Below are 21,629 nucleotides of genomic sequence, written 5' to 3'. Positions count from 1 at the left end.
TGCGCAGTCAGCCGCCGGAAAGCCACTCCCTAACTGCATACCGTCTCTATCGGTAAGCGACTGAGCGAAGTTGAGCCGAAAGTCTCGGTGCCGCTGGTGAATGAGGGTAAACTGGTAGTTCCCAACTAAGATTCTGCTCAGAGAGGTCGTGCATATGGCGGCAAGGATTCTCGATGGAAAGAAGATCGCGGCGGAAATTCGTGCCGAGCTGGCGGCGGAAGTCCGCGTGTTGAGCGACCACGGACTTCTCCCCGGCCTGGCGGCCGTGCTTGTGGGCCACGATCCGGCGTCGGAGACCTACGTGCGCAATAAGGTGCGCGCCTGCGAAGAGGTCGGTCTCTACAGCGAGAAGATCACTCCGCCGGAGAGCATCACGACCGAGGAACTGCTGAAGATTGTCGACGACCTGAATCATCGCGAGGATATTGACGGCGTGCTGGTGCAGTTGCCGCTGCCCAAGCACATCGACGCCAAGCGCGTGCTCATGGCCGTCGATCCGGCGAAGGACGTTGATGGCTTCCACCCGATGAATGTTGGGTATCTTTCCACCATGCGTCCCGGCCTTGTCTCCTGCACGCCCGCTGGCTGCATGGAGATCCTGCGCCGCAGCGGTATCGAGGTGGAAGGCCGCGAAGCGGTCGTGGTCGGTCGCAGTGACATTGTGGGCAAGCCGGTGGCCATGCTGCTGACCAACGCCAACGCCACCGTCACCATCTGCCACTCGAAGACGCGCAATCTGGCTGAGGTCTGCCGACGCGCGGAGATCCTCATTGCCGCCATCGGCCGCCCAGGCTTCATCACGCCGGAGATGGTGCAGCCCGGCGCAACGGTCATCGACGTCGGCATCAACCGCGTCAGCGACCGCGCGCTGTTTGAGAAGCTGTTTGCCGGTGACACGGCGCGCGAGAAGCAGTTTGCGGAAAAGGGCTCCACGCTGGCCGGTGACGTTCACCCCAAGGCGGCCGAAGTGGCCGGTGCCATGACGCCCGTTCCCGGCGGCGTGGGCCTGCTTACGGTGGCCATGCTGATGGCAAATACCGTGAAAGCCGCCAAAATGCGGCGGGGCTAATCGTCCGGTCGGACACTCTCGTAACTAGCCCATTTTCATGGAAGTGGGAGTACACTTCCGTCATGCTGAAAGTTGGGTTGACCGGCGGCATTGCCAGCGGCAAGAGCACGGTGCTGGCAATGTTCGCGGAGAGAGGCGCGCATGTGGTGCGTGCCGACGAGGTAGCGCACGAGCTGATGGCGCCCGGCCACGAGGTCTATGACCGCGTGGTTGCCGCCTTTGGCCGTGGAATCCTCAACCCGGACCGCACCATCAACCGTCCTCGCCTGGCGCAGGTCGTCTTCCCCGATCGTATCCGCGAGTTGAATGCCATGGTTCACCCGGCGGTGCTCGCCGCCGAGGATCATTGGGCAGAGAAGATTCTGGCCCGCGACCCGCGCGCCATCATCATTGAAGAAGCGGCGCTGATGTTTGAAGCCGGTGCCAACCGGCGCATGGACTGCACGATTGTTGTGACCTGCCCTTTGGAGATGAAGGTGCAGCGCTATGCCGCCCGCGCCGGGCTTTCGCTGGCCGATGCCACTATCGAGGTGAGCCGGCGCATGGCCGCACAGATGCCCGAGGGCGATAAGGTCAAGCTCGCCGACTATGTCATCGACACTTCTGGCTCGCTCGGAGATACCGAGGCCCAGGTCGAGCACGTGTGGCAGCAACTGCTGGCCCAGCGCTGAGCGAGCCCGGGTCTCCTATTGCTTTTTAAGCGCTACCGTCAACCCCAAGGTCAACTGGTGCCCCACAAAGTTGTAGGTCGGTGGCAGCGAGCCATACCTGTGTTGCAGGCTCAGTGAGAACCCACTGCTGATTGCATAACTGATGTTGTTGCCGACCCAGTGCCGCGGCTTGGTGGTCAGGAATTGGTTGCCGCCGTTGACGGCATACTGTTGGTAGGGTTCGGCGATAAATGGCAGGCGCAAAACATAGTGACTATCGAGCCCGATAAGCTTGCGTCGTGCTCCATTCGCATCTTTCTTCTCGAACAGCGCGTAATAGGCGTCAGCGCCGAATAAGAGCCGGCGGATCGACTGATCCGAGTTCAACGCAACGGTTTTCCTCACGGAACGCGATAGGGCCTCGCCCAGTTCATATCCAATGGGCTCCAAGTTGAAGTTCAGCTTCCGCCACCCGCTGGCATACGTGAAGCTTCCGGTCGAAATCCAGTTGGTGTTCTTCTGCTGGTAGGCGTGCTGCACTATGGAGCCACTGGAGATCAGGTATTCGCTCTTGCTGGCCCGTTCGAACTCATAACCAATGGGTTCGACGGCGAAGCGCAGGCTGTCACGCAGGGGACATAGCGGACGCCAGAGCTGATTACAGGGAACAATCTTCAGGTAGTCGAGGCTGAGCTTCATGGCATCCGGATCGGCATTGCGTTCCTTGCTGGCCTTCGCGGTGAACGTTGGGGCCAGGCTGCCGTAGCTGCGAAATGAAAATGGATATGCCGCCGTTGTGCTCCAGAAGTATTGCGGTTTGGCACCGACACCTGCCTGGATACTGCCGGTGAGCACAATGTCCGCATTGCTGCTGTCTGCGGTGAGCCGCAGGCCCGCGACGCCGGAGTTCGCATTCTCCGGCGCGTGCAACGGAGGCTCGCCCGAAGGCGCATTTGCCGGTGGCTTCACCTTCAAGGTAATCTCCGGGTGGTAGACGATCGCAAGCTTCTTGAACTGTTCCGCCGTGTATGCTGCCACCTGCGCGGGCGAGGCAGGGTAAAGACGCACAATGCAATCTGCCGTGTCGAGCGTGACGCGCTCCACCTGGATGGCGTCGGAGACGGTGTCCTTCGAACGTATCTGCCAGTAAGAAGGTTCGTTCATCTGCTTGGCGTCTTGTTCTGCAATGCTGCCATTGCAGGAGAGCACAAATGCATTGCCTGCAAACTCCACCTGAGTGAATTGGGTCTGTGCTTTTGCTGCGGGGACAATCCACAGCAACAGTATCAATGCACAAATGCTACGCATGCGAGGCGTCATAAAGTGCATCTCCAACCTTCTGCACGGTTGAGTCTGCACCGCAGCAGACCTTGTTGCGGTCGACGTGAACCTGAAACTCGCGTTCGGCGGTGGCGCAGCAGTTTTCCTTGTAGCCTTCGCGTGCCTCGGGCGAAAAGAAGCAGAGAACCGGGCCGCCCAGCGTGTCGCTCAACTTGGCACCATCGATACCGGTCTGTTCGCGGGCAATCCGGCGCGCTTGTCCCCTGTCCCACGGGGGCTGCTCAAGCTTCTCCATTGACGCTCCTATGCGCCATAACCTGTTCCATCTGCATGCGGTTGGCGTTGGCAAAAACAGTACCCTCGAAGCGCGTGGCCCCCAAATGAATTCTTTAACGGAAGGAGGACAAGGCCGGTACAAATTGCGGTGCAGGGCGCGACTTTCGCCCTTTCCCGGCGTCTATAATCCCATGGAGTTCAGAACTTTCCTGCCCAGAGGGGCGTACAAAGAACTATGAAATCGAAAGCCTTGCGTTACATTGCTGCGGGCGCGGTTGTGGCCGTTTTGTTTGTGGTCTACACCAGCCACCGCTTCGGCTCCGGCCCGGCGCACTGGATCAACCAGGACAAGCTGGAAATCACGGAAGCCGCAGGCCCGCAGACGCTCGACCAGGAAGAGCAGAACAATATCGACGTCTACAAGCGCGTCTCGCCGGCGGTGGTCAACATCACCTCCACCACCATGGCGATGGATTTCTTCTACGGCCCGGTGCCGCAGCAGGGCGCCGGTTCCGGCTTCATCATCGACAAGGAAGGCCACATCCTGACCAACTACCACGTGGTGCAGGGCAACCAGGCCAAGCTTGAGGTGACGCTGGCGAACAAGAAGCACTATCCGGCGGAGATCATCGGACTCGACCAGTCGCACGACCTGGCGGTCATCAAGATCAAGGCGCCGAACCTCCAGCCCGTGGTGATGGGCGACAGCTCCCACCTGATGGTGGGCCAGAAGGTTTTCGCCATCGGCAACCCGTTCGGCATGTTTGCCGGCACCATGACGCGCGGCATCGTCAGCTCCATCCGTCAGGTGCAGGAGCCCGATGGCCAGTACATCGATGAAGCCATCCAGACCGATGCTGCCATCAATCCCGGCAACTCCGGCGGACCGCTGCTGAACAACAAGGGCGAAGTCGTCGGCATCAACACCATGATTGCCAGCATGAGCGGCGGCTATTCGGGCGTTGGCTTTGCCATCCCGGTCAACGCGGCCAAGGCCGTGCTCAATGACCTTGTCACCTACGGCCGCGTGCGGCGTCCGGCGCTCGGCATACGTTCCATCCCTATCGGGCCTGAGTTGAGCGAGCAGCTTAATCTGCCGGCCGAATACGGCGTGCTGATCTTGCAGACGCTGCCCGGGTCGGCGGCCAGCAAGTCCGGTCTGCGTGGCGGCAATGAGCGTGTCTACCTCGGCAATTACCCGCTGATGGTCGGCGGCGACCTCATCGTGGCCGTTGACGGTCAGGCCATTGCCGATTCACAGGACCTCTCGCACGTGATGAATAACCATCGTGCCGGAGACACAGTGAACGTCACCGTCTGGCGTGGGAAGAAGAAGATCGACGTGCGCGTTACGCTGGAAGAAGCTCGCGGCGGCAACCGCGCCACATAGAACCGGTTGCTTGCCTGTAGCTTTAGGCCCTCAAAACAAAGCCCGCCTTTACGGCGGGCTTTCTTGTCCTCGGGGAATAAGAATAGGGCAGCGTTGAAGTGGATTGTTCCTGCCCATTTGGCTCGCCGGAGTGAAAGAAACGGACTAAACAGAAGCAGTTCTATGCGGAATGCAGTGCAAAACAGAAGGCCTCCCATTGGGGGTGGGAGGCCTCTGTCTGGTCCCGACTACGGGCCGGGACGCTCGCCCGATGCGTTGGCGAGTTCTTGCTGTCTGGGCCGCGCCTTACCGCGGCGTGCCCAGCGAGCTGGTCTGGCTGCCGGCGGCAGGGCGCGCGTCCAGCTGCTCAAGGCTGTTCTTCAGCAGCGTGACCTCCACCCGCGCACCCTGCGCGTGGCCGGACTTGGCGGTGGCACCCGGTACCACCGCATTGCCCATTCCCAGTTCAAAGATGCGATAGACCGGAACCTGGTGTTTGATCACAAGGTAGCGAACCACGGCGTCTGCCTGCGCTTTGGACTGCGCGATGGCGGCCTGGCCCTTGCCCGGCGCAAAGCCCTGCACCTCGATGACGTAGCCGCGCTTGTCCTTCAGGCTTTCGGCCATGTCATCCAGAGACTCCTGCGCGGTCTTGCTCAACTGCGAGGTGCCGGTGCGGAAGCGCAACGCCACCTGATTGGTCTGCTCATACTGATCGAGGTTGCCCACAACCTGTTTGACTCCGGCCAGGCGCGTGCCCGCACGCTGTGCGGTGTCACCGGCGGCCAGGGCGCGGCCATCGGCATCCGTGGCGCGCTGGTCGGCCAGTGCGGCGCGGTCATTGGCGGCACGCAAAGCGGCCGAAGAACGCTTGTCGAGGTCGGTGATGGCGCGGCCATTGGCGTCGGTCAGTTCACCCAGCTCATTGGCGCGGTCGCGCACGGGGCCCACCTGCTTCTCCACGTACTTCTTGCGGGCGAACGGATTCAGCTTGCCCCAGAAACCCTGACGAACCGGCTTCAACGGTTCGCGCGAGGCTTGCGTGCCAGTCTGTGAAGGCTGCGCGCTCTCCGCGGTGACAGGCGTCGCGTTCGCAAACGGATCGGTGTTCTGCTGCGCGGCGGCAGGGAGCAGAAGTGCGGCGGCCAGGGGCAGCGCGAAAAGCGTACGGGTCTTCATCATTGTGTCCTCCGGCGGGGCCTTTCGCGGCCTCGCCCGGCAGGCAAGCCTGCCAAAGAAATCTCAGGCCCGGCGTTTTGAGCCGAGCCACCCGCCCGAAGACGGGTCTTGTACACCGTTTGCTATTACAACTGGAGTGCCAAACTGACTGGATGATTAAGTGCTTATTCCACAGTCGAGTACAGGGATGAGTACAGCGACTCAGGTCGCCTCTGGCGGGTAGGAATTGCGAAGGTAGGTAAAAGTTGCTCGGCAGAAAAGGGAAGGCCCGCGCGTGGCGGGCCTTGCAGAAGTCCTGCGGACTGCTTTTGGGTTTAGTGCGACAGCCGGTGGTACAGGTCGAGAATGAAGTTGTCAGTCATGCCGGCAATGTAGTCGCACACCACGCGTTCGCGTGAGCTTTCCACGATCTTCTGCTGGTCGTTGGCGGGCATCAGCGCCGGGTCGGCGATGAGCGCCTCGAAGACGGCAGCCACAATCTTTTCGCCATCGGCCTTCTGCGGCCGCAGGCTGGCGCTGTGGTACAGCGCGCGGTAGAGGAACTGCTTGCACTCGGCGCGCTCGGCGTCGACCTCCGGGCTGAACCCCGCAAGCCGCTCCGGATACGTGCGCACGTCTTCCAGCGTGTGCACGCCAGCCTCGCGGATGCGCCGCGCCGTAGTCTCCATCAGGTCGGTGACCAGCCGGTTCATCATGGCCTTCAGCGCCTCATTGAACTTGAGCTTGTCGCGCACGTTGGCCCAGCGCTGTTCCACCTCGCGGAAGGCGCGGTCGAAGATGCGCACGTTGGCGCGGATCTCGTCGAGCGGCAGCAATCGTGCCTCGTAACCGTCGTCGAGGTCGGCGGTGTTGTAGGCGATCTCGTCGGTGTGGTCGATCAGTTGCGCTTCCAGCGGCGGACGCTGATCGAGCAGATACTCGGCCAGGTGCGGATACTGCGCGGCATCGTAGTCATGCGAGTGCTTGATGATGCCCTCGCGCACTTCAAACGTCAGGTTCAGGCCGGGGAAAGCGGCGTAACGCTCCTCGAAGTATTCGACGATGCGGAGCGCGTGCAGATTGTGGTCAAACTGCTTGCCATAGGGGCGCATCATCGCGTTCAGCGCGTGCTCACCGGAATGCCCGAAGGGCGGGTGGCCAATGTCGTGCGCCAGCGCCAGAGCCTCCACCAGCTCTTCGTTCAGCCCAAGCGCCACGCCGATGGTGCGCGAAATCTGGGCCACCTCAATGGTGTGGGTCAGCCGGTTGCGGAAGTGGTCGGAGAAACGCTCGGTAAAGACCTGCGTCTTGTTCTCCAGGCGGCGGAAGGCGCGGGCGTGTATGACGCGGTCGCGGTCGCGCTGGTAGGCGTTGCGATACGGATGCGGCGGCTCAGAGTAGCGACGGCCGCGTGTGTTCTCCACCTTCACCGCGTAGTCGGCGAGCATGCGCACAGCATAGCAGAAGCCCGGCGCGCCGGAGCGGAGAAGTATGGTTTGCGTGTTCGTGCAGTGCACAACTCCTGTAGTAAAACATGGGTGGACAAAGTGCGATGAACGATCTTGGCCGAATTCTAATCATGCTTGGCGCGGTGCTGCTGGTGGCGGGCGCGGCCGTCCTGCTGCTCGGCAAAGCAGGGCTGCCGCTGGGGCGCTTGCCGGGCGACATCACCTGGCGCGGCCGCAATACCACGGTCTATTTTCCGGTCGTTACCTGCATTGTCCTCAGCCTCGTTCTCTCGCTGCTCTCCTGGCTGTTCAATCATTGGCGCCACTGAGCGCCAGCCCGCGCTTAGCGGCTGAAGAATGCACACATAAAACCTGTTCGGTCTTGAAGGCCCACATCTGCGTGGCCGGGTGCCCCAGGTTCGCGCCCAACGGGCGCTAACCTGGGATGCCATGCGCCTTTCCACGAACCCACGGCCTGCGAGACATTCTCCCGAAACAGCGAAGCAACTTTGCGCTCGGCCGCAACTCGCGCATCACGCACAGCCGGAAATTGCATTAGACTTGGCGCGTGGGAGAAACTCCGCAATTCACGTTTGACTTCACGCCGGGCACGCCGGAGCGCCGCATCTACGGCGTGGGCGAGCTTGTTTCACTGGTGCGCGGAGAGCTGGAGCGCGGTTTCTCCAGCATCTGGGTTGAGGGCGAGATCAGCAACTTCCGCCCTGCTGGCAGCGGTCACCTGTATCTCTCGCTGAAAGACGAAAGCGCGCAATTGCGCGTGGTCATGTTCCGCTCGCAGGCGCGGCTGCTGCGTTTCCGCCCGGAGAACGGCATGGCCGTGCTCGCCCGCGGACGCATCACGCTCTACGAAGAGCGCGGCGAAATGCAGTTGCTATGCGAGCACATGGAGCCGATGGGCGCCGGGGCCCTGCAGGTTGCCTTTGAGCAGTTGAAGGCTCGGCTGGCCGCCGAGGGGCTGTTCGCGCAGGAGCGGAAGCGGCCGCTGCCCACGTTGCCGCGCACCATCGGCGTTGTCACCTCGCCCACCGGGGCCGTCATTCAGGACATCCTCAACGTCCTGCGGCGTCGCCATCACTCCATCAACGTGCTGCTCTATCCGGCGCAGGTGCAGGGCGCGGGTGCCGCCGAAGAAGTTGCGGCTGGCGTGCGCTGGTTCAACGCCGAAGAAGGCAAGCGGCGCGTGGACGTTATCATTGCCGCGCGCGGCGGCGGCTCCATCGAAGACCTTGCGGCCTTCAACGACGAAACGCTGGCGCGCACCATCGCCGCCAGCGAGATTCCTGTCATCTCCGCCGTGGGGCACGAAACGGATTTCACCATCTGCGACTTTGTCTCCGACCTGCGCGCGCCGACGCCTTCGGCGGCCGCCGAGCTGGTCGCGGCCTCGCGCGAGGAGCTGCTCGATCAGGTGGAAAATCTGCACGTGAGGCTCGCGCGCGGCGTGCGTTACCAGCTTCTGCAGCACCGGCAGAGCCTGATGCGGCTGGCGCAAAATACGGCCTTTGCGCGCATGAGCGAGCAACTGGCGCGGCGTCAGCAGCGTGTGGATGAGTTGGTCTTTCGGCTGGCGTCGGCAGCGCGTGTGGTGCTGCGCGGCTTCCATAGCCGGCTTGATACGGCCTCAGCCCGCGTGCGCCACCATGACGTGCGGACCCGACTGAAGGCACGCGAGCGCGAACTGGCTGCGCATGTGGCAAGCTGCGCCTCGGCCATGCGGTACTTGTTGCGGCTGCGCCGCGCGCGGCTGGAAGAATTATCCGGAAGATTGCGTGCGCTCTCGCCCGAGGCAATTCTTGAGCGCGGCTACGCTCTGGTCTTTGACCACGAAGGCCGGCTGCTGAAGGACGCCGCGCAGGTTGCGCCCGGCCAGGCGATCACCGCCCGCGTCGCGCACGGCAGCCTCACCGCCAGCGTCACGGAGACCACGCCGGAGCGCAAGCGGAAGAAGTAGCGGTGGAGTTTCGAATTCCCAGCTTCAAGTTTCGAGCACACGCAGACCACGCAGGCGTTGCCTCATTCGGGCGCGCACGAGAGTGGCCCCGCGGTGCCTGCTCACGCGTTCGTTACTTCAGGATGGTAAATAGCGGCTGCGGCTTGGCGGGCTTGGGGCGCAGAGGCTCCAGCAGCAGCTCACTCAGGGCCTGCGGCGCATCTTCCGGCACCAAGTGCCCGGCATTGTCGACAAAGTGTGGCCCGGCGGCGTTGCCGAGCGTGTCGCGCAGCGTGTAGGCCGCCAGCGCGCGCCCGAAGAGCGGATCACCCTTGCCCCACAGCAGTTCCACCCGCACAGTCAGCTCTTTCAGCCGGGCGGCGAGCTCCTGCATCTCAGCGTCTGGCGAAGCGACCAGCTTGCGCGCAAACGCCAGCGGGCCGACCTTGCCGTTCGGCTGCGCCAGAGGGAAGCGATAAGCATCAAGAACCTGCGTGCTGAGCGGCCGTGCGCTCAACGTGCTGAGCCAAGAGTTCACCAGCGGCCCAGCAAAAGCCGCACCAGCGCTTGAGCCGAGCAGCCTTAGCGAGACTGGCAGTTTGCCCGGCACAAGGGTTGGCGCAATCGGTGCCGCGTTCATCACCACCACGCGAGAGATTTTCTCCGGTACTTGCAGTGCCGCATTCAATCCGATGGCTGCGCTTGTGCCATGCAGCACCAGCGTCAAGTTCTCCAGTTGCAGTTCGTCAATCAGCGCCAGCAGGTTCCGGGTGTGGTGCGCAAGCGTGTGGTAGCCCGCGCTCGCGGGCTTGCTGGAGAGTCCAAAGCCGACGAGATCGGACGCAATGACACGAAAGTGCGGCGCACAGGCCGCGATGGCGTCGCGGAAGAGGTACGACCACACTGGCGCGCCATGCAGAAAGAGCATGGGCGCGGCCGTTGCGTTGCCGGTGTCGGCAAAGGCGAGTTGTTCGCCCTCAACTGCCAGGGTGCGCAGTGGAAACGGGTAGAAGGGCTGTACAGAGGGCGGTAGCGCAGGCATCTGCGCCGTCGTCGACATGGGATCCATCGTAGTGTTCGATGATCTGGCGTGTTTCATCGCCGCAGAATTTCATTCGCACGTCTGGCCACCCGGCACTGCGGCGAATTACAATGGATGCCCCGGACATTGGAGCAACCAGCATGAATACGCTGAATCAAATCCTGGCGCAAGCACCCCAGCTCGACCGCTGGGCCGTGCTGGATATCGTACTGGTTGCGGTGCTGATCTACGAGTTTCTGCTGCTGGTGCGCGGCACCCGCGCCATGCCCATGATGGCAGGCGTCGGCTTCCTGGCAGCGTTGTTTTACGTGGCCCACGTGGGCGGCCTGCGCACGCTGGACTGGCTGGTGGGCACCATGCTGCCCTACAGCATCTTTGCCCTCATCGTCATCTTCCAGACCGAGATTCGCCAGGCGCTGGCGCGGCTGGGCAGCCAGTTGACGCTCTCGCGCGGCGGCCACAACACGGGCAACAACGCATACGACGACATCGTGCTGGCGGCCAACCTGTTCTCGCAGAACCAGACCGGCGCCCTCATCGTCATTGAGCGCGAAATCGGTCTGCGCTCCTACATCGAGACCGGCGTGCTGATGGATTCGCACCTCTCCTACGATCTGCTGGCCACCATCTTCCGCCCCAGCGCGCCGCTGCATGATGGCGCTGTGATTGTGCAGGGCGACCGCATTGCCGCCGCCGCCTGCTTCCTGCCGCTGAGCATGAACCCGCTGCTCTCCACGCAGTTGGGCACACGGCATCGCGCCGGCATCGGCATCACGGAGGAGTCCGACGCGGTTTCGGTCATCGTCTCCGAAGAGACCGGCGCCATCAGCCTCGCGGTGGGCGGCTCCGTGGAGCGCGACATTACGCCGGAGCGCCTGCGCGAGCGGCTCTTTGAGTTGATCAGCCGTTACATCTCCCAGCCTGCCGTGCCGCAGTCCATCGCCAGCACGGCCATCAGCGTTGACGAGCAGCCGTATGAGCTTCGTCCCGGTTCGTCTCCCACCGGCAATGGCAAGGAGGAGTAAGCGATGCTGTCGCGGCTGAACCGTCTCCTCTTTCAGAATTTTTCGCTCAAGCTGCTGTCGCTGATTATTTCATTTTTGATCTGGTACGGATTGGCACGTGATCCGGTGGCGGAAGTTGCCTTCAACGTGCCAATTGAGTTCCGCCATCCGCCGGATCAGTTGGAGTACAGCGCAAGCGGTAGCGAAGGGAAGCGCGAGACCGCGCCGGTGGCCGAGATCCGCGTGCGCGGCCCGGAGCGCGTGCTGCGCCAGTTGACCTACGCGAACATTCACCCGGTGATTGACCTGCAGGGAGCTGGCGTGGGCGAGCACACTTACTCGCTCAGCCCGACCAACATTCAACTGCCCAAGGAAATCGAGGTGGTGCAGGTGATCCCCGCGCAGGTTCACATCGCGTTTGACCTGCGCGCCTACAAGCTGGTGGACGTGCATCCGCGCGTGCTGGGCAGCTTCGCCACCGGTTACCGCATTGCACAGGTGAGGGCCATGCCATCAAAGGTGCAGATCGTGGGCCCGGCGCATCGCGTGCAGGCCATCGACAGCGTGTTGACGGACCCTGTCGACGCCAGCGGCGCCATCGGCTCGGTCACCTTTACGTCCAGTGTTCATGTGCCCGACCCGCTGGTGCGCGCCATCAATCCCGGGCCGATTCGTGTTACCGTAATCACAGAGAAGTCTTCTAAGAACGGGGCCCGATAGCGCCACGCGCGAAACTTTCGCGCCGCGCCTTTTTCAGCAATGAGACAACTTTTTGGTACTGACGGAATCCGCAGCGTTGCGGGTGAGTATCCTCTTGACCGCAAGACGGTCTATGCCATCGGGCGTGCCTTGGGCTCGCGCCTGTGCCGCCGCAATCCCGCCGCCCGCGTCGTCATCGGCCAGGACACGCGCGAATCAAGCGTGTGGATTGGCGAACTGCTGGCCCGCGGCCTCGCCGCTTCCGGCGCAGGGTTTGCCAGCGCCGGCGTGGTGACCACGCCCGGCATCGCCTACCTGACGCGCACGCACGGCTTCGAGGCCGGTGTCGTCATCTCGGCGTCGCACAATCCGTGGGTTGATAACGGCATCAAGCTCTTCGGCAGCAATGGCATGAAGCTGGCCGACGAGATCGAGCACGACATTGAGCAGGAAATCTTCAGCCACCTCGAAGAGCTTGCCGGTGACGCCATTGACCAGGCCTCGCTGACCTCGCAGATCCTGCCCGGGCAGGCTGAGTTGCGCAGCGACTACGTGCGCTGGCTCATTGGCAACATCAAGGCTGAAGCCGTGCGCCCGCTGCGTGTCGTCATCGACTGCGCCAACGGTGCGGCCAGCTCCGTGGCTCCCGCGCTCTTCCAGGACCTTGGCATGAAGGCCGAGTTCCTGAATGTGGCGCCCGACGGCCGCAACATCAATCTCAAATGCGGCGCACTGCATCCCGAGCACGTTGCCGCCAAGGTGCAGCTCGAGGCTGGCAAATACGACCTCGGCATCTGCTTTGACGGCGACGCCGACCGTGCGCTCTTCTGCGATGCCTACGGCAACGTTGTGAATGGCGATGCGGTGCTGCTGCTGGCCGCGCGCGATATGCAGCAGCGCGGTCTGCTGACGGGCAACACCGTGGTGGCCACCACCATGAGCAATATGGGGCTGGAGAAGGCGCTGGAGCGCTCCGGCATCCGCATGCTGCGCGCCAACGTCGGAGACAAGTATGTGCTGGAGCAGATGCTGGCGCACAATGCCAAGCTCGGCGGCGAGCAGAGCGGCCACGTCATCTTCATGGACGGCGACTCCACCACCGGCGATGGCCTGCTGACCGCGTTGCGCGTGCTCGACATTCTGGCGCGCAGCCGCCAGTCGTTGCATGAGCTTCTCAGCGACCTCAAGGTCTTCCCGCAGCTCATCCAGAACGTGCGCGTGCGGGAAAAGCTGCCCATGGATCAACTGCCAACCGTGCAGGCTGCCATTGCCGAGGCCGAGCGCGAGCTGGACGGCAACGGACGCATCGTGGTGCGCTACTCCGGTACGGAGAAGCTGGCGCGCGTGATGGTGGAAGCCGAAGACGCCGCGCTCATGCGCAAGCACGTTGAGGCGATTGCCAAGGCGCTGGAAGCCGCCATCGGAGCCTGACGATGAACCCCGCGCTCGAACCGCTGTTGCATCGGCTGGAGTCGCAGGGCGCGGACAACGACGCGCGTGAGCAGGATCGCGTGCACAAATACCTGAACCTCGAGCGGCCAACAGCAGAGTTGGTCGCTTTTCTTGTGCGCACCACGCAGCGCCGCCGTGTGCTGGAAATCGGCACCTCGAACGGCTACAGCACGCTGTGGATTGCCGAAGCGCTTTCGCACACGGAAGACGCGAACCTCAGAACCATTGAGCGCGATCCACAGAAGATTCAACAGGCGCGCGCCAACCTTCGCGAAGCCAGGCTCGACCGTTTTGTTGAATTCCTGGAAGGCGATGCCACGGAGCTTGCGCGCGACATGCTCGGCCCGCTCGATTGCATTTTCTTTGACGCCGACCGCGTGAGCGCGCCCACGCAGCTCGACCTGCTGCTCCCGCTGCTGCAATACGGCACGCTGCTGATGGCCGACAACGCGCTCTCTCATCCGGAAGAAATTGCGGGCTACCGCAAGTTTGTCGAGTCCCTGCCGCACACCCTCTGGACGCTGGTTCCCGTTGGCAAGGGCCTGCACATCGCGTGGTTCGGCCTTGACGACCGATAGCTGACAGCCTGTTTAGATCAGATGCCTTGGGTGCCCCAGGTTCGCGCCGTGCTTTTCGGCGCTAACCTGGGATGAAAGAATCCATTCGATACTCTGCCGGGTGCCACGGGGTCGGTGCGCCTGCATTTGGCGCGGCTAACCTGGAACGCGACGTCAGTCCATATCGCGCCAGTTGCGGCCCACGCCAATCTCTACCACCAGCGGCACGCGCAGTTCGTAGGCGTGCTCCATCTTTTCCTTCACCAGCGCGCGCAACTCTTCCACTTCGTCCTCAGGGCACTCAAAGACCAGTTCGTCGTGCACCTGAAGCAGCATCTGCGATTTCATCCCGCGCGCGGTCAGTTCCTGATCGATGGCGATCATCGCCAGCTTGATCAGGTCTGCCGCAGTTCCTTGCAGCGGCGTGTTCACCGCCGTGCGCTCGGCAAAGCCGCGCAGGTTCGGGTTCTTGCTCAGCAGGTCGGGGATGGGACGCTCGCGTCCGAACAGGGTTTTCACGCGGCCATCCACACGCGCCTGCTCCAGCGTGACGTTGATGAAGCGGCGCACACCCTTGTACTTCTCAAAGTAGGCGTCGATGAAGTGCTGCGCTTCCTTGCGCTCGATGCCGATCTGCTGCGCCAGCCCGAAGGCCGAGAGGCCGTAGACGATGCCGAAGTTGACGGCCTTGGCGCGGCGCCGGTGTTCGGCGTCGATGAGCATGGGCGGCACGCCGAAGACCTCGGCGGCAGTCAGCGTGTGTATGTCGTCGCCGCGGCGGTAGGCTTCCACCAGCAGCGGATCTTCCGAGTAGTGTGCCAGCAGACGCAGCTCGATCTGCGAGTAGTCGGCGGAGAGCAGTACGTTGCCCGGAGCGGCCACAAACGCCGCGCGAATCTCGCGTCCCAGTTCCGTGCGCACCGGGATGTTTTGCAGGTTCGGGTTCACCGAGGAGAGCCGCCCGGTGGCGGCGCCCGCCGGGTTGAACGTGGTGTGCACGCGGCCCGCGCGGTCGGCCAGCGCCGGCAGCGTATCAATGTATGTCGATTTCAGCTTGGTGAGCTGGCGGAACTCCAGCACCTTGGCCGCGATCTCGTGCTTTTCGGAGAGACCCTCCAGCACGTCCTGCGCGGTGGAGATCGTCTTGCCCTTGCCGCCCTTGGTGGGCTTGGGCAGCCCCATCTGGTTGAAGAGCACGTCGCCAAGCTGCTTGGGCGAGTTGATATTGAACTCCGTGCCAGCCAATTTGTGAATGCGCCGCGCAATTTCCGCAACGTCGCGCTCCAGCCGCGAAGACATCTCCGCCAGCACGGCGCGGTCGAGCAGAATGCCCGCGCGCTCCATGCGCGCCAGCACCGGCGTCAACGGACGGTCGATGCTCTCGTACAGCGTGCGCAGGCCGCGCTCGTCAACCTCCGTGGAGAGCTTTTCGGCGAGCCGCAGCGTCACGTCGGCGGCCTCCGGCAGGGTGCCTGCCAGCTTCAATCCCAGCTCGCGCAGCGCCACATCTTTCAGTTGATACGAGCTGTACGTTGGGTCCAGCAGGAAGGCATAGAGCAGCGTGTCGTGCGCCACGCCGTTCAATTCAATGGCGGAGCTTTCCAGCGCGTGCATCGCGCTCTTTGCGTCGTGCGCGGCTTTGGCGGCATCCTGCGCGCCAAGCAACGTCACTAATTCCGCATGCAACGTGCCGTTCAGTTCCGCGGTGTAAGCCTCACCGCTTTTCGCGCTCAGGGCCAACGCGCGCGAAGCCGGAGCCTCAGGCTTCGGCGCTTCGGCGCCGAGCATGAGCTGCTGGCCTGCCGCATCGTCGGCTTCTTCCGGTTCTTCGTTTGCGGCCCCGCCGGAGCCCGTCGCTGCATCCAACGCTACGGCCACCAGCTTTGCCTTGCGAAGCTGCGCCAGCACCTCTGCGGTCAGCGCCGTGTAGTGCGCATCACCGATCTCGGTGCCCTCGGAGAGAAACTCGCGCAGCAGGGTGCTGAACTCAAGCTCGGTAAAGAGTTCACGCGCGGCGTTCACGTCGGGCGACTGCGCCTTCATCTTCTCCGGCTCAAACGGCACGTCGGCGTTGCAGTCAATGGTGACCAGGTCGCGGCTGAGCAGAATCATCTCGTGGTTGTTCTGCAGAGACTCGCGATAGGTCTTGCGCTCCACCTCGGCGGCGCGCTCCAGCAAAGCCTCCAGCGAGCCGAACTTCTGAATCAACTCGGTCGAACCTTTTTCGCCGATTCCCGGTGCGCCCGGCACGTTGTCCACCGCGTCTCCGCGCAGCGCCAGCAGGTCAATGACGCGCTCGGGCGGCACTCCCATCAGCTCTTCAACCTTCGCGCGGTCGCAGATCAGATTGTCCTTCGGCGGGTTCAGCACGCAGACGTGCTCGTTCACCAGCTGCATCATGTCCTTGTCGCTGCTCACGACGTAGACGGCATAACCGGCATCGGAGGCCCGATGGCTCAGGGTGCCGATGACGTCATCCGCCTCGTAGCCCTCGCGCCCGATGACTGGAATGCGATAGACCTCAAGCGCGCGCTGGATGTACGGCACCTGCTGGCGGAGGTCCTCGGGCATCTCCGCGCGATTGGCCTTGTAGCCCGCGTATTCCACCTCAACAATCTCGCCGGTCTCGCGGTCGCGCTTTTTCAGCGCCGGCATGGCCGCCGCCTGCTCTTCGCGGAAGCTGGGGCCCACGTCGAAGATGGCGGCAATGTACTCAGGATCAAAATCTTTCCGCAGCTTGTTCAGCATGTTCACAAACACGTAGGTGGCCGCCGTGGGCAGCCCCGTGCGCGTGGACATGGGACGCTGGCGCGCCATGGCGTGATAGGCGCGGAAGACAAACGAATAGGCGTCAATGAGAAAGACGCGGCCCTTCTCGCCGGTGGGCAGCACGGGCGGACGAGCGTTGGATTCAGCGGTTTCAGCAGCGGACTTCGATTGCGACTTCGTTTTTGTTGCCACGGGGGAATGCTAACAAAGTTTCGAGCTTCGGGTTTTGAGTTTCAAGCTCCCGCCGGATGCTCGAGCGCGTCTCTGGGGATGGCTCCCACGCTCTGCCAGCCATCAAGAACCGGGAACTACTCAATGAACATGCAGTCCCCGTAGCTGAAGAAGCGGTAGCGCTCGGCCACGGCGTGGTTGTAAGCCTTCAGCATGAACTCGCGTCCGGCAAAGGCCGAAACCAGCATCAGCAGCGTTGACTGCGGCAGGTGAAAGTTTGTCAGCATGGCGTCCACCACGCGGAACGGGAAGCCGGGGTAGATGAAGATATCGGCTTCGCTGCGCTGCGGCGGAATAAGCAGCTTCTTCACGTCGTTCAGTGCGGCCTCGTCTCCGGCGAGCTTTGCCGCATCGGCGGCGCGCATCGCCGCATATTCCAGCGTGCGAACCGTGGTGGTTCCTACGGCCACCACGCGACGGCCTTCGTGGCGCGCGCGTGCGATTTTCTCTGCGGCGTCCTCGCCAATCTCGTAGTGCTCGGTATGCAGGTGGTGTTGCTCAACCACTTCCACGCGCACCGGCTGGAAGGTGCCCAGTCCCACGTGCAGCGTGACCTCGGCGGTCTCCACGCCGCGCGCGTGAATCTCGTCGAGGATTTCCGGCGTAAAGTGCAGCCCCGCAGTCGGCGCCGCCACCGAGCCGGCCTTCTGCGCGTAGACCGTCTGGTACTGCACGCGGTCTTCGGGGGTGTCATCGCGATCGATATAGGGCGGCAGAGGGATGTGTCCGAGTCGCTCAATGCGCGCGAAGAAATCCGGCACCGGGTCGAAGCGCACCGTGCGCTCGCCGAACTCTCCACGGGCGATCACCTCGCATTCGAGGCGGCTGGCGGCGCGCTCGGCCTCCGTCGCATGCTCTGCGGGCAGCTCAAAGCTCAGGCGCTCGCCCAGTCCAATTTTTCGTCCAGGCCGCACCAGCCCTTCCCAGGTCTGCGGCGCATCGGAAACCTGTTTGGTCAGCAGCAGTTCCACGCGGCCCTGTAGAAACTCCTTCATCGCGGGGTTCTGCGGACTCAGCGGCTGGGCGCGATGTCCGCTGCGGTGGCCGTAGAGCCGCGCCGGAATCACCCGCGTGTTGTTCATCACCAGCAAGTCTGTCGGGCGCAGAAGGGAGGGGAACTCGCGGAAGTGCGTATCGCGAAATCTGGAGTCACTCCTCGTCAGATGCAGCATGCGCGCCGCAGCACGCTCCAGCGGATGCTGTGCAATTAACTCTTCGGGCAAATGGAAGTTAAAATCAGAGACAAGCATTGGCAAGTTGAGCAAATCAGCGGTGAATTCACAGCGCCAGGTTCAGAATTTCTTGGCGCACACCTTCAGGCTACGTTACTATACGCCGACGGGAGACCTCAAAGGCTGACCATGAGCGAGCTGCAATATCGCCAGGAGATTTTACGCATCGGTCGGATGCTGCACGATAAGTGCTTTGTTGCCGCCAACGACGGCAACATCTCGGTGCGCCTCGGGGAGGACCGTTTTCTGGTGACCCCAACCTGCATCAGCAAGGGGATGATGGAGCCGGAGGACCTGCTCGTCGTCGACGGCGAGGGCCGGGTTGTTTCGGGCTTCCGCAAGGTCACCAGTGAGATGGGGATGCACCTGATGATCTACCGCGTGCGCCCCGACGTGAACGCCATTGTGCACGCGCATCCGCCAGTAGCTACCGGCTTTGCCGCCGCCCGCATCGCGCTCGATCAGGCGCTGGTGAGCGAGGTGGTGCTGGCGCTCGGCTCCGTGCCGCTGGCCGCCTATGGAACCCCCGGCACGCAGCAGTTGTGCGACAACATTGAGCCGCACGTGCACGATCACGACGCCGTGCTGATGGCCAATCACGGGGTCGTTGCCTTCGCGCACGAACTCTGGCAGGCCTACATGAACATGGAAACCGTGGAGCACTTTGCCAAGATTGCGCTCATCACGCACCAGCTTGGCTGCGCCCACTTCCTGCCGGAAGACGAAGTTGCACGCCTCAGCGAGACGCGCCGCCGCCTTCAGGCGCAGCGAATCAAGGAAGTTTTCAGCAATAAGTAAGCTCTCAGGCTTGCGCGCTTAATCAAGCCCGCCGGAGCCGACATAGCCCGCCCAGTACCACGGGTGGGTGCTGGCGTGTGCGGCGCGGCGCTGGTGCAGCATGGTGCGAGTGGCCAGCCACAACGAGGTCGCCGTGGTGGCCTTCTTGCCCATGCGCTCGGCATAAAGCTCATCCATGAATTGCCGTGTGGCGGTGTCGTCCACCGGCCACAGGGTCATGATGACGGTGCGCGCGCCGGCCACGTGGAAGGCCCTCTGCAGGCCCAGCACACCCTCGCCAACCTTGGTCTCGCCGTTGCCCGTGTTGCAGGCGGAGAGTACCGCCCAGTCCAGGCCTTCCAGGTCCATGCCGGCAATCTGCTGCGCAGTCAGGATGGCCGAATCGCGCGCGCCGGCCTCCGTGCTGAAGACCAGCCCGGAGTGCAGCAGCGGATTATCTCCGCCGCAGGACTTGGGCAGCAGGTAGGCGTGGGTGGAGATGTGCAGCACGCGGCTCTGTGTGGCCTGGCTTAGGAACCGTTTGCGCGTGGCTTCACGGCCAATGGCGCTGTTGGCGGGCTCGGAGGGGTTCCACCGCTTCCAGGCCTGCGTCAGGTCCTGGATTTCAGCGCTGGCGCCGGGCAGAGGGGCAAAATCGAGCTTGCGAAACTCCTCGCAGGAACTGGCGGCATCTCGCAGCACCTGGTCGTTGTTGTTGCGCGAATCGACCTGCGGGCTGCCAATGGCGAGCAAGCCGCTCTTGGCCTTCGGATGCTCCGCCGCCAGCAGATCGCGTTCACTGCTGAGCTGGTGCAGAACCTGTGCGCCGTCGACCAGGTAGCCGTCGCCCGAGGGCAGGGCTGCGAATGGTACCAGATTCAATGCGCCGTCGGGCACCATCAGCACCAGTGAGGACTGGCCCACGCTGGTCTGCAGCGGGTCCCATACGCGGCGGCGCAGTTGCGTGGCAACCTCTCGGTACTGCCGCTCATTGCGCGTGGAGCCCATGCCGTAGGAAGAGATCTCGTCATTCACCGAGCGGCGGATGCGCGTGACCAGATCGTTGATCTCCGCCTGCGAGCCCAGGTCGATAAACTTCAGTTGATCGTCCGAGGGACGATAGACGAAGGCGCCGTAGTGCCAGTTCATTGCGCCGCCAGCCGTCTGATGCAGCTGGTAATAGCAATAGCTGATGTAGGAGACGAGCACGGAGCCTGCGGGCAGGTGTGTCTTCAGATCACTGACGGAAATCTGTGCGGCACGCAGGTCGGCCTTCATGCTGGCGCTGCGTTCGGCCAGCGCGCGCTCCACCTTCAACAGGCGCCGCGAGGCGGCATCCAGCGCCTCCGGACTGCTGTCGGAGGCCGACGAGGCGTGCACCACTTCGGAGCGTGCTGCGGCCAGTTCATTCAGCAGCCGCCCGGTCTCGGGATCGTTGCTGCGGTTCCAGTTCCTCTGTCGCCGGGCCATCTCCTCGGCCACCAGCGCGCGCGAGCGCATGGCTTCCTCAAAGGTTGACCGCAGCCCCAGTTCCGGCGTCTGTGCGGCCAGCGAGAGCGCCACATTCAACCCCACATCAATTTCCGAGCGGTAATACAGCGCCTGCTGCTCCGGCAGAATCTGCGCCTTCACTTCAAAATTGCGGCGCTCCAAGCTGGCGGCGTGCAACGCCAAGGGCAGCGCGTCGGAGGACTCGCCTCCGGCCACAAGAGAGGCCGCCCACAGCCGTTCCAGCGCAGCCGTGCGCGGGTGCTCCGGCCCGTAGAGCTTGCGTCGCAGCGCCACCGCTTCTTCAAACTGCTTCCACGCCTCCGCGTAATGCCCGGCGCGGGTGTTCATCCAAGCCAGGTTGGCGAGCGGGAAGGTGATGGAGATGCTGTTGGAGCCGAATTGTGCGCGGGCGGCGTCCAGCGCGCGCGCAAGATGCTCCTGCGCTTTGTCGAACTGCTCCAGGTTGGAGTAGAGCTGCCCGGCTTCGGTCTCGACGGCAACGGTCTGCTCGTCGGGCAGGCCGTAACGCGCAATGTCGGCGCTCAACTCCTCCAGCGCATCGGCGGTGCCTACCCGGTCGGCGTTGTCAAAGCGCGCGTGCGCCAGCCGCAGCAGCATCAGCGGCATCAACGCAATGTCTTCCGCCGAGCCGCTCTGCCGCACCACGGCCACTGCGTGCTCCGAGGATTGCAGCGAACAGGCGTGGTCGCCCAGCCGCGTGCAGATTGCCGCCAGCGTGCTCAAGGCCCGGCCCGTGGAGATTTCATTCGGGCAGTGCTCCGCGCCGAAATCGACGGCGCGCTCGGCCTCCGCGCGCGCTTCCGTCATGCGCTCCTGCGCCATGTAGACGCGGGAGAGCATTTCCATCATGCGGCACTGCCACTGTGCTTTTTCAATGGTGGAATAGTCGGGGTCGAGCCGGGTGGCGCGCTGCGCCAGTGCCAGCATCTCGCTGTCGACCTTGCGGGCGACAATGGCGCGGTTGATCACTTCCAGCATCGCCTTGCGGATGGCGATGCTGTCGTTCGGTTGTTCGCTCTCCACCCGGGCCAAGGCATCGCGGTCTGCGCGCAATGCTGCTGCGGCACCGCTCTGCACGCTGGTCTGCGCCAGTGCAAGCGTCGTGCCCGTCAGCAATACACCCAGCCATAGCAGGCGGCGGTGCATCATGGT

At 63.2% G+C, this 21,629-nt stretch carries 18 protein-coding genes; 10 read left to right on the top strand and 8 right to left on the bottom strand.

Translation table 11 applies throughout. The annotated features are described in order from the left end of the window. Window positions 1-154 precede the first annotated feature (154 nt). Entirely contained in the window at window positions 155-1,069 is a 915-nt protein-coding gene (locus AC6IZO_RS11375; protein WP_497804914.1) for a bifunctional 5,10-methylenetetrahydrofolate dehydrogenase/5,10-methenyltetrahydrofolate cyclohydrolase, read from the top strand. 62 nt (window positions 1,070-1,131) lie between these two features. Further along, entirely contained in the window at window positions 1,132-1,740 is a 609-nt protein-coding gene (gene coaE, locus AC6IZO_RS11370; protein WP_497804913.1) for a dephospho-CoA kinase, read from the top strand. A gap of 15 nt (window positions 1,741-1,755) precedes the next feature. Here the strand turns inward: coaE and AC6IZO_RS11365 are convergent, their stop codons facing one another. Together AC6IZO_RS11365 and AC6IZO_RS11360 are read right to left on the bottom strand one after the other, a co-directional pair. Continuing rightward, a complete protein-coding gene (locus AC6IZO_RS11365) occupies window positions 1,756-3,048 on the bottom strand; it encodes a hypothetical protein (protein WP_497804912.1) in 1,293 nt (430 codons plus the stop codon). Further along, a complete protein-coding gene (locus AC6IZO_RS11360) occupies window positions 3,020-3,295 on the bottom strand; it encodes a hypothetical protein (protein ID WP_497804911.1) in 276 nt (91 codons plus the stop codon). Before AC6IZO_RS11360 ends, AC6IZO_RS11365 begins: the two co-directional genes overlap by 29 nt. A 216-nt stretch (window positions 3,296-3,511) precedes the next feature. Between AC6IZO_RS11360 and AC6IZO_RS11355 the strand changes: the two genes are divergently transcribed. Beyond that, complete coding sequence (locus tag AC6IZO_RS11355) at window positions 3,512-4,666, top strand: S1C family serine protease (RefSeq protein ID WP_497804910.1); 1,155 nt, start codon at window positions 3,512-3,514, stop codon at window positions 4,664-4,666. A gap of 285 nt (window positions 4,667-4,951) precedes the next feature. Here the strand turns inward: AC6IZO_RS11355 and AC6IZO_RS11350 are convergent, their stop codons facing one another. Both AC6IZO_RS11350 and AC6IZO_RS11345 read right to left on the bottom strand, forming a co-directional pair. Continuing rightward, window positions 4,952-5,827 (bottom strand): OmpA family protein, encoded by an 876-nt coding sequence (locus AC6IZO_RS11350; protein WP_497804909.1) that lies wholly within the window; start codon window positions 5,825-5,827, stop codon window positions 4,952-4,954. Between the two features lie 311 nt (window positions 5,828-6,138). Then, a complete protein-coding gene (locus AC6IZO_RS11345) occupies window positions 6,139-7,320 on the bottom strand; it encodes a deoxyguanosinetriphosphate triphosphohydrolase (protein ID WP_497804908.1) in 1,182 nt (393 codons plus the stop codon). Window positions 7,321-7,355: 35 nt separating this feature from the next. Here AC6IZO_RS11345 and AC6IZO_RS11340 point away from each other — a divergent pair, with 35 nt between their 5' ends. Then, window positions 7,356-7,580, top strand: a complete 225-nt coding sequence (locus AC6IZO_RS11340; protein ID WP_497804907.1) for a DUF2905 domain-containing protein — start codon at window positions 7,356-7,358, stop codon at window positions 7,578-7,580. Between the two features lie 239 nt (window positions 7,581-7,819). Beyond that, a complete protein-coding gene (xseA, locus tag AC6IZO_RS11335; RefSeq protein WP_497804906.1) occupies window positions 7,820-9,223 on the top strand; it encodes an exodeoxyribonuclease VII large subunit in 1,404 nt (467 codons plus the stop codon). 112 nt (window positions 9,224-9,335) lie between these two features. On the opposite strand, the gene AC6IZO_RS11330 is transcribed toward xseA, so the two are convergent. Further along, a complete protein-coding gene (locus AC6IZO_RS11330; RefSeq protein ID WP_497804905.1) occupies window positions 9,336-10,262 on the bottom strand; it encodes an alpha/beta fold hydrolase in 927 nt (308 codons plus the stop codon). 122 nt (window positions 10,263-10,384) lie between these two features. Between AC6IZO_RS11330 and cdaA the strand changes: the two genes are divergently transcribed. The 4 genes from cdaA to AC6IZO_RS11310 are packed head-to-tail and all read left to right on the top strand — an operon-like array spanning window position 10,385 to window position 13,977. Then, window positions 10,385-11,269 carry a diadenylate cyclase CdaA gene (gene cdaA / locus AC6IZO_RS11325; RefSeq protein WP_497804904.1) on the top strand — a complete coding sequence of 295 codons (885 nt, stop codon included), beginning with the start codon at window positions 10,385-10,387 and terminating at the stop codon, window positions 11,267-11,269. A 3-nt stretch (window positions 11,270-11,272) separates the two neighbouring features. Beyond that, the gene (locus tag AC6IZO_RS11320; protein ID WP_497804903.1) at window positions 11,273-11,968 is read left to right on the top strand and encodes a CdaR family protein; all 696 of its coding nucleotides are present in this window, start codon (window positions 11,273-11,275) and stop codon (window positions 11,966-11,968) included. Window positions 11,969-12,007: 39 nt separating this feature from the next. After that, window positions 12,008-13,378, top strand: coding sequence for a phosphoglucosamine mutase (gene glmM / locus AC6IZO_RS11315; RefSeq protein WP_497804902.1), 1,371 nt, complete (start codon window positions 12,008-12,010; stop codon window positions 13,376-13,378). A 2-nt stretch (window positions 13,379-13,380) separates the two neighbouring features. Then, entirely contained in the window at window positions 13,381-13,977 is a 597-nt protein-coding gene (locus AC6IZO_RS11310; RefSeq protein WP_497804901.1) for an O-methyltransferase, read from the top strand. A 153-nt stretch (window positions 13,978-14,130) separates the two neighbouring features. On the opposite strand, the gene polA is transcribed toward AC6IZO_RS11310, so the two are convergent. Both polA and queA read right to left on the bottom strand, forming a co-directional pair. Beyond that, window positions 14,131-16,917: a DNA polymerase I gene (gene polA / locus AC6IZO_RS11305; protein WP_497804900.1), complete on the bottom strand. Its 2,787-nt coding sequence runs from the start codon at window positions 16,915-16,917 to the stop codon at window positions 14,131-14,133. Between the two features lie 116 nt (window positions 16,918-17,033). Continuing rightward, complete coding sequence (gene queA / locus AC6IZO_RS11300) at window positions 17,034-18,206, bottom strand: tRNA preQ1(34) S-adenosylmethionine ribosyltransferase-isomerase QueA (protein WP_497804899.1); 1,173 nt, start codon at window positions 18,204-18,206, stop codon at window positions 17,034-17,036. 111 nt (window positions 18,207-18,317) lie between these two features. Here queA and AC6IZO_RS11295 point away from each other — a divergent pair, with 111 nt between their 5' ends. Next, window positions 18,318-18,986 (top strand): class II aldolase/adducin family protein, encoded by a 669-nt coding sequence (locus tag AC6IZO_RS11295; protein WP_497804898.1) that lies wholly within the window; start codon window positions 18,318-18,320, stop codon window positions 18,984-18,986. A gap of 18 nt (window positions 18,987-19,004) precedes the next feature. On the opposite strand, the gene AC6IZO_RS11290 is transcribed toward AC6IZO_RS11295, so the two are convergent. Further along, a complete protein-coding gene (locus AC6IZO_RS11290) occupies window positions 19,005-21,626 on the bottom strand; it encodes a CHAT domain-containing protein (protein ID WP_497804897.1) in 2,622 nt (873 codons plus the stop codon). Between the last annotated feature and the right edge of the window lie 3 nt (window positions 21,627-21,629).

The organism is Oryzophilus luti (assembly GCF_059726245.1).
Note: the sequence above shows the minus strand (reverse complement) of the source record. Positions and strands in the feature narration are given on the sequence as shown.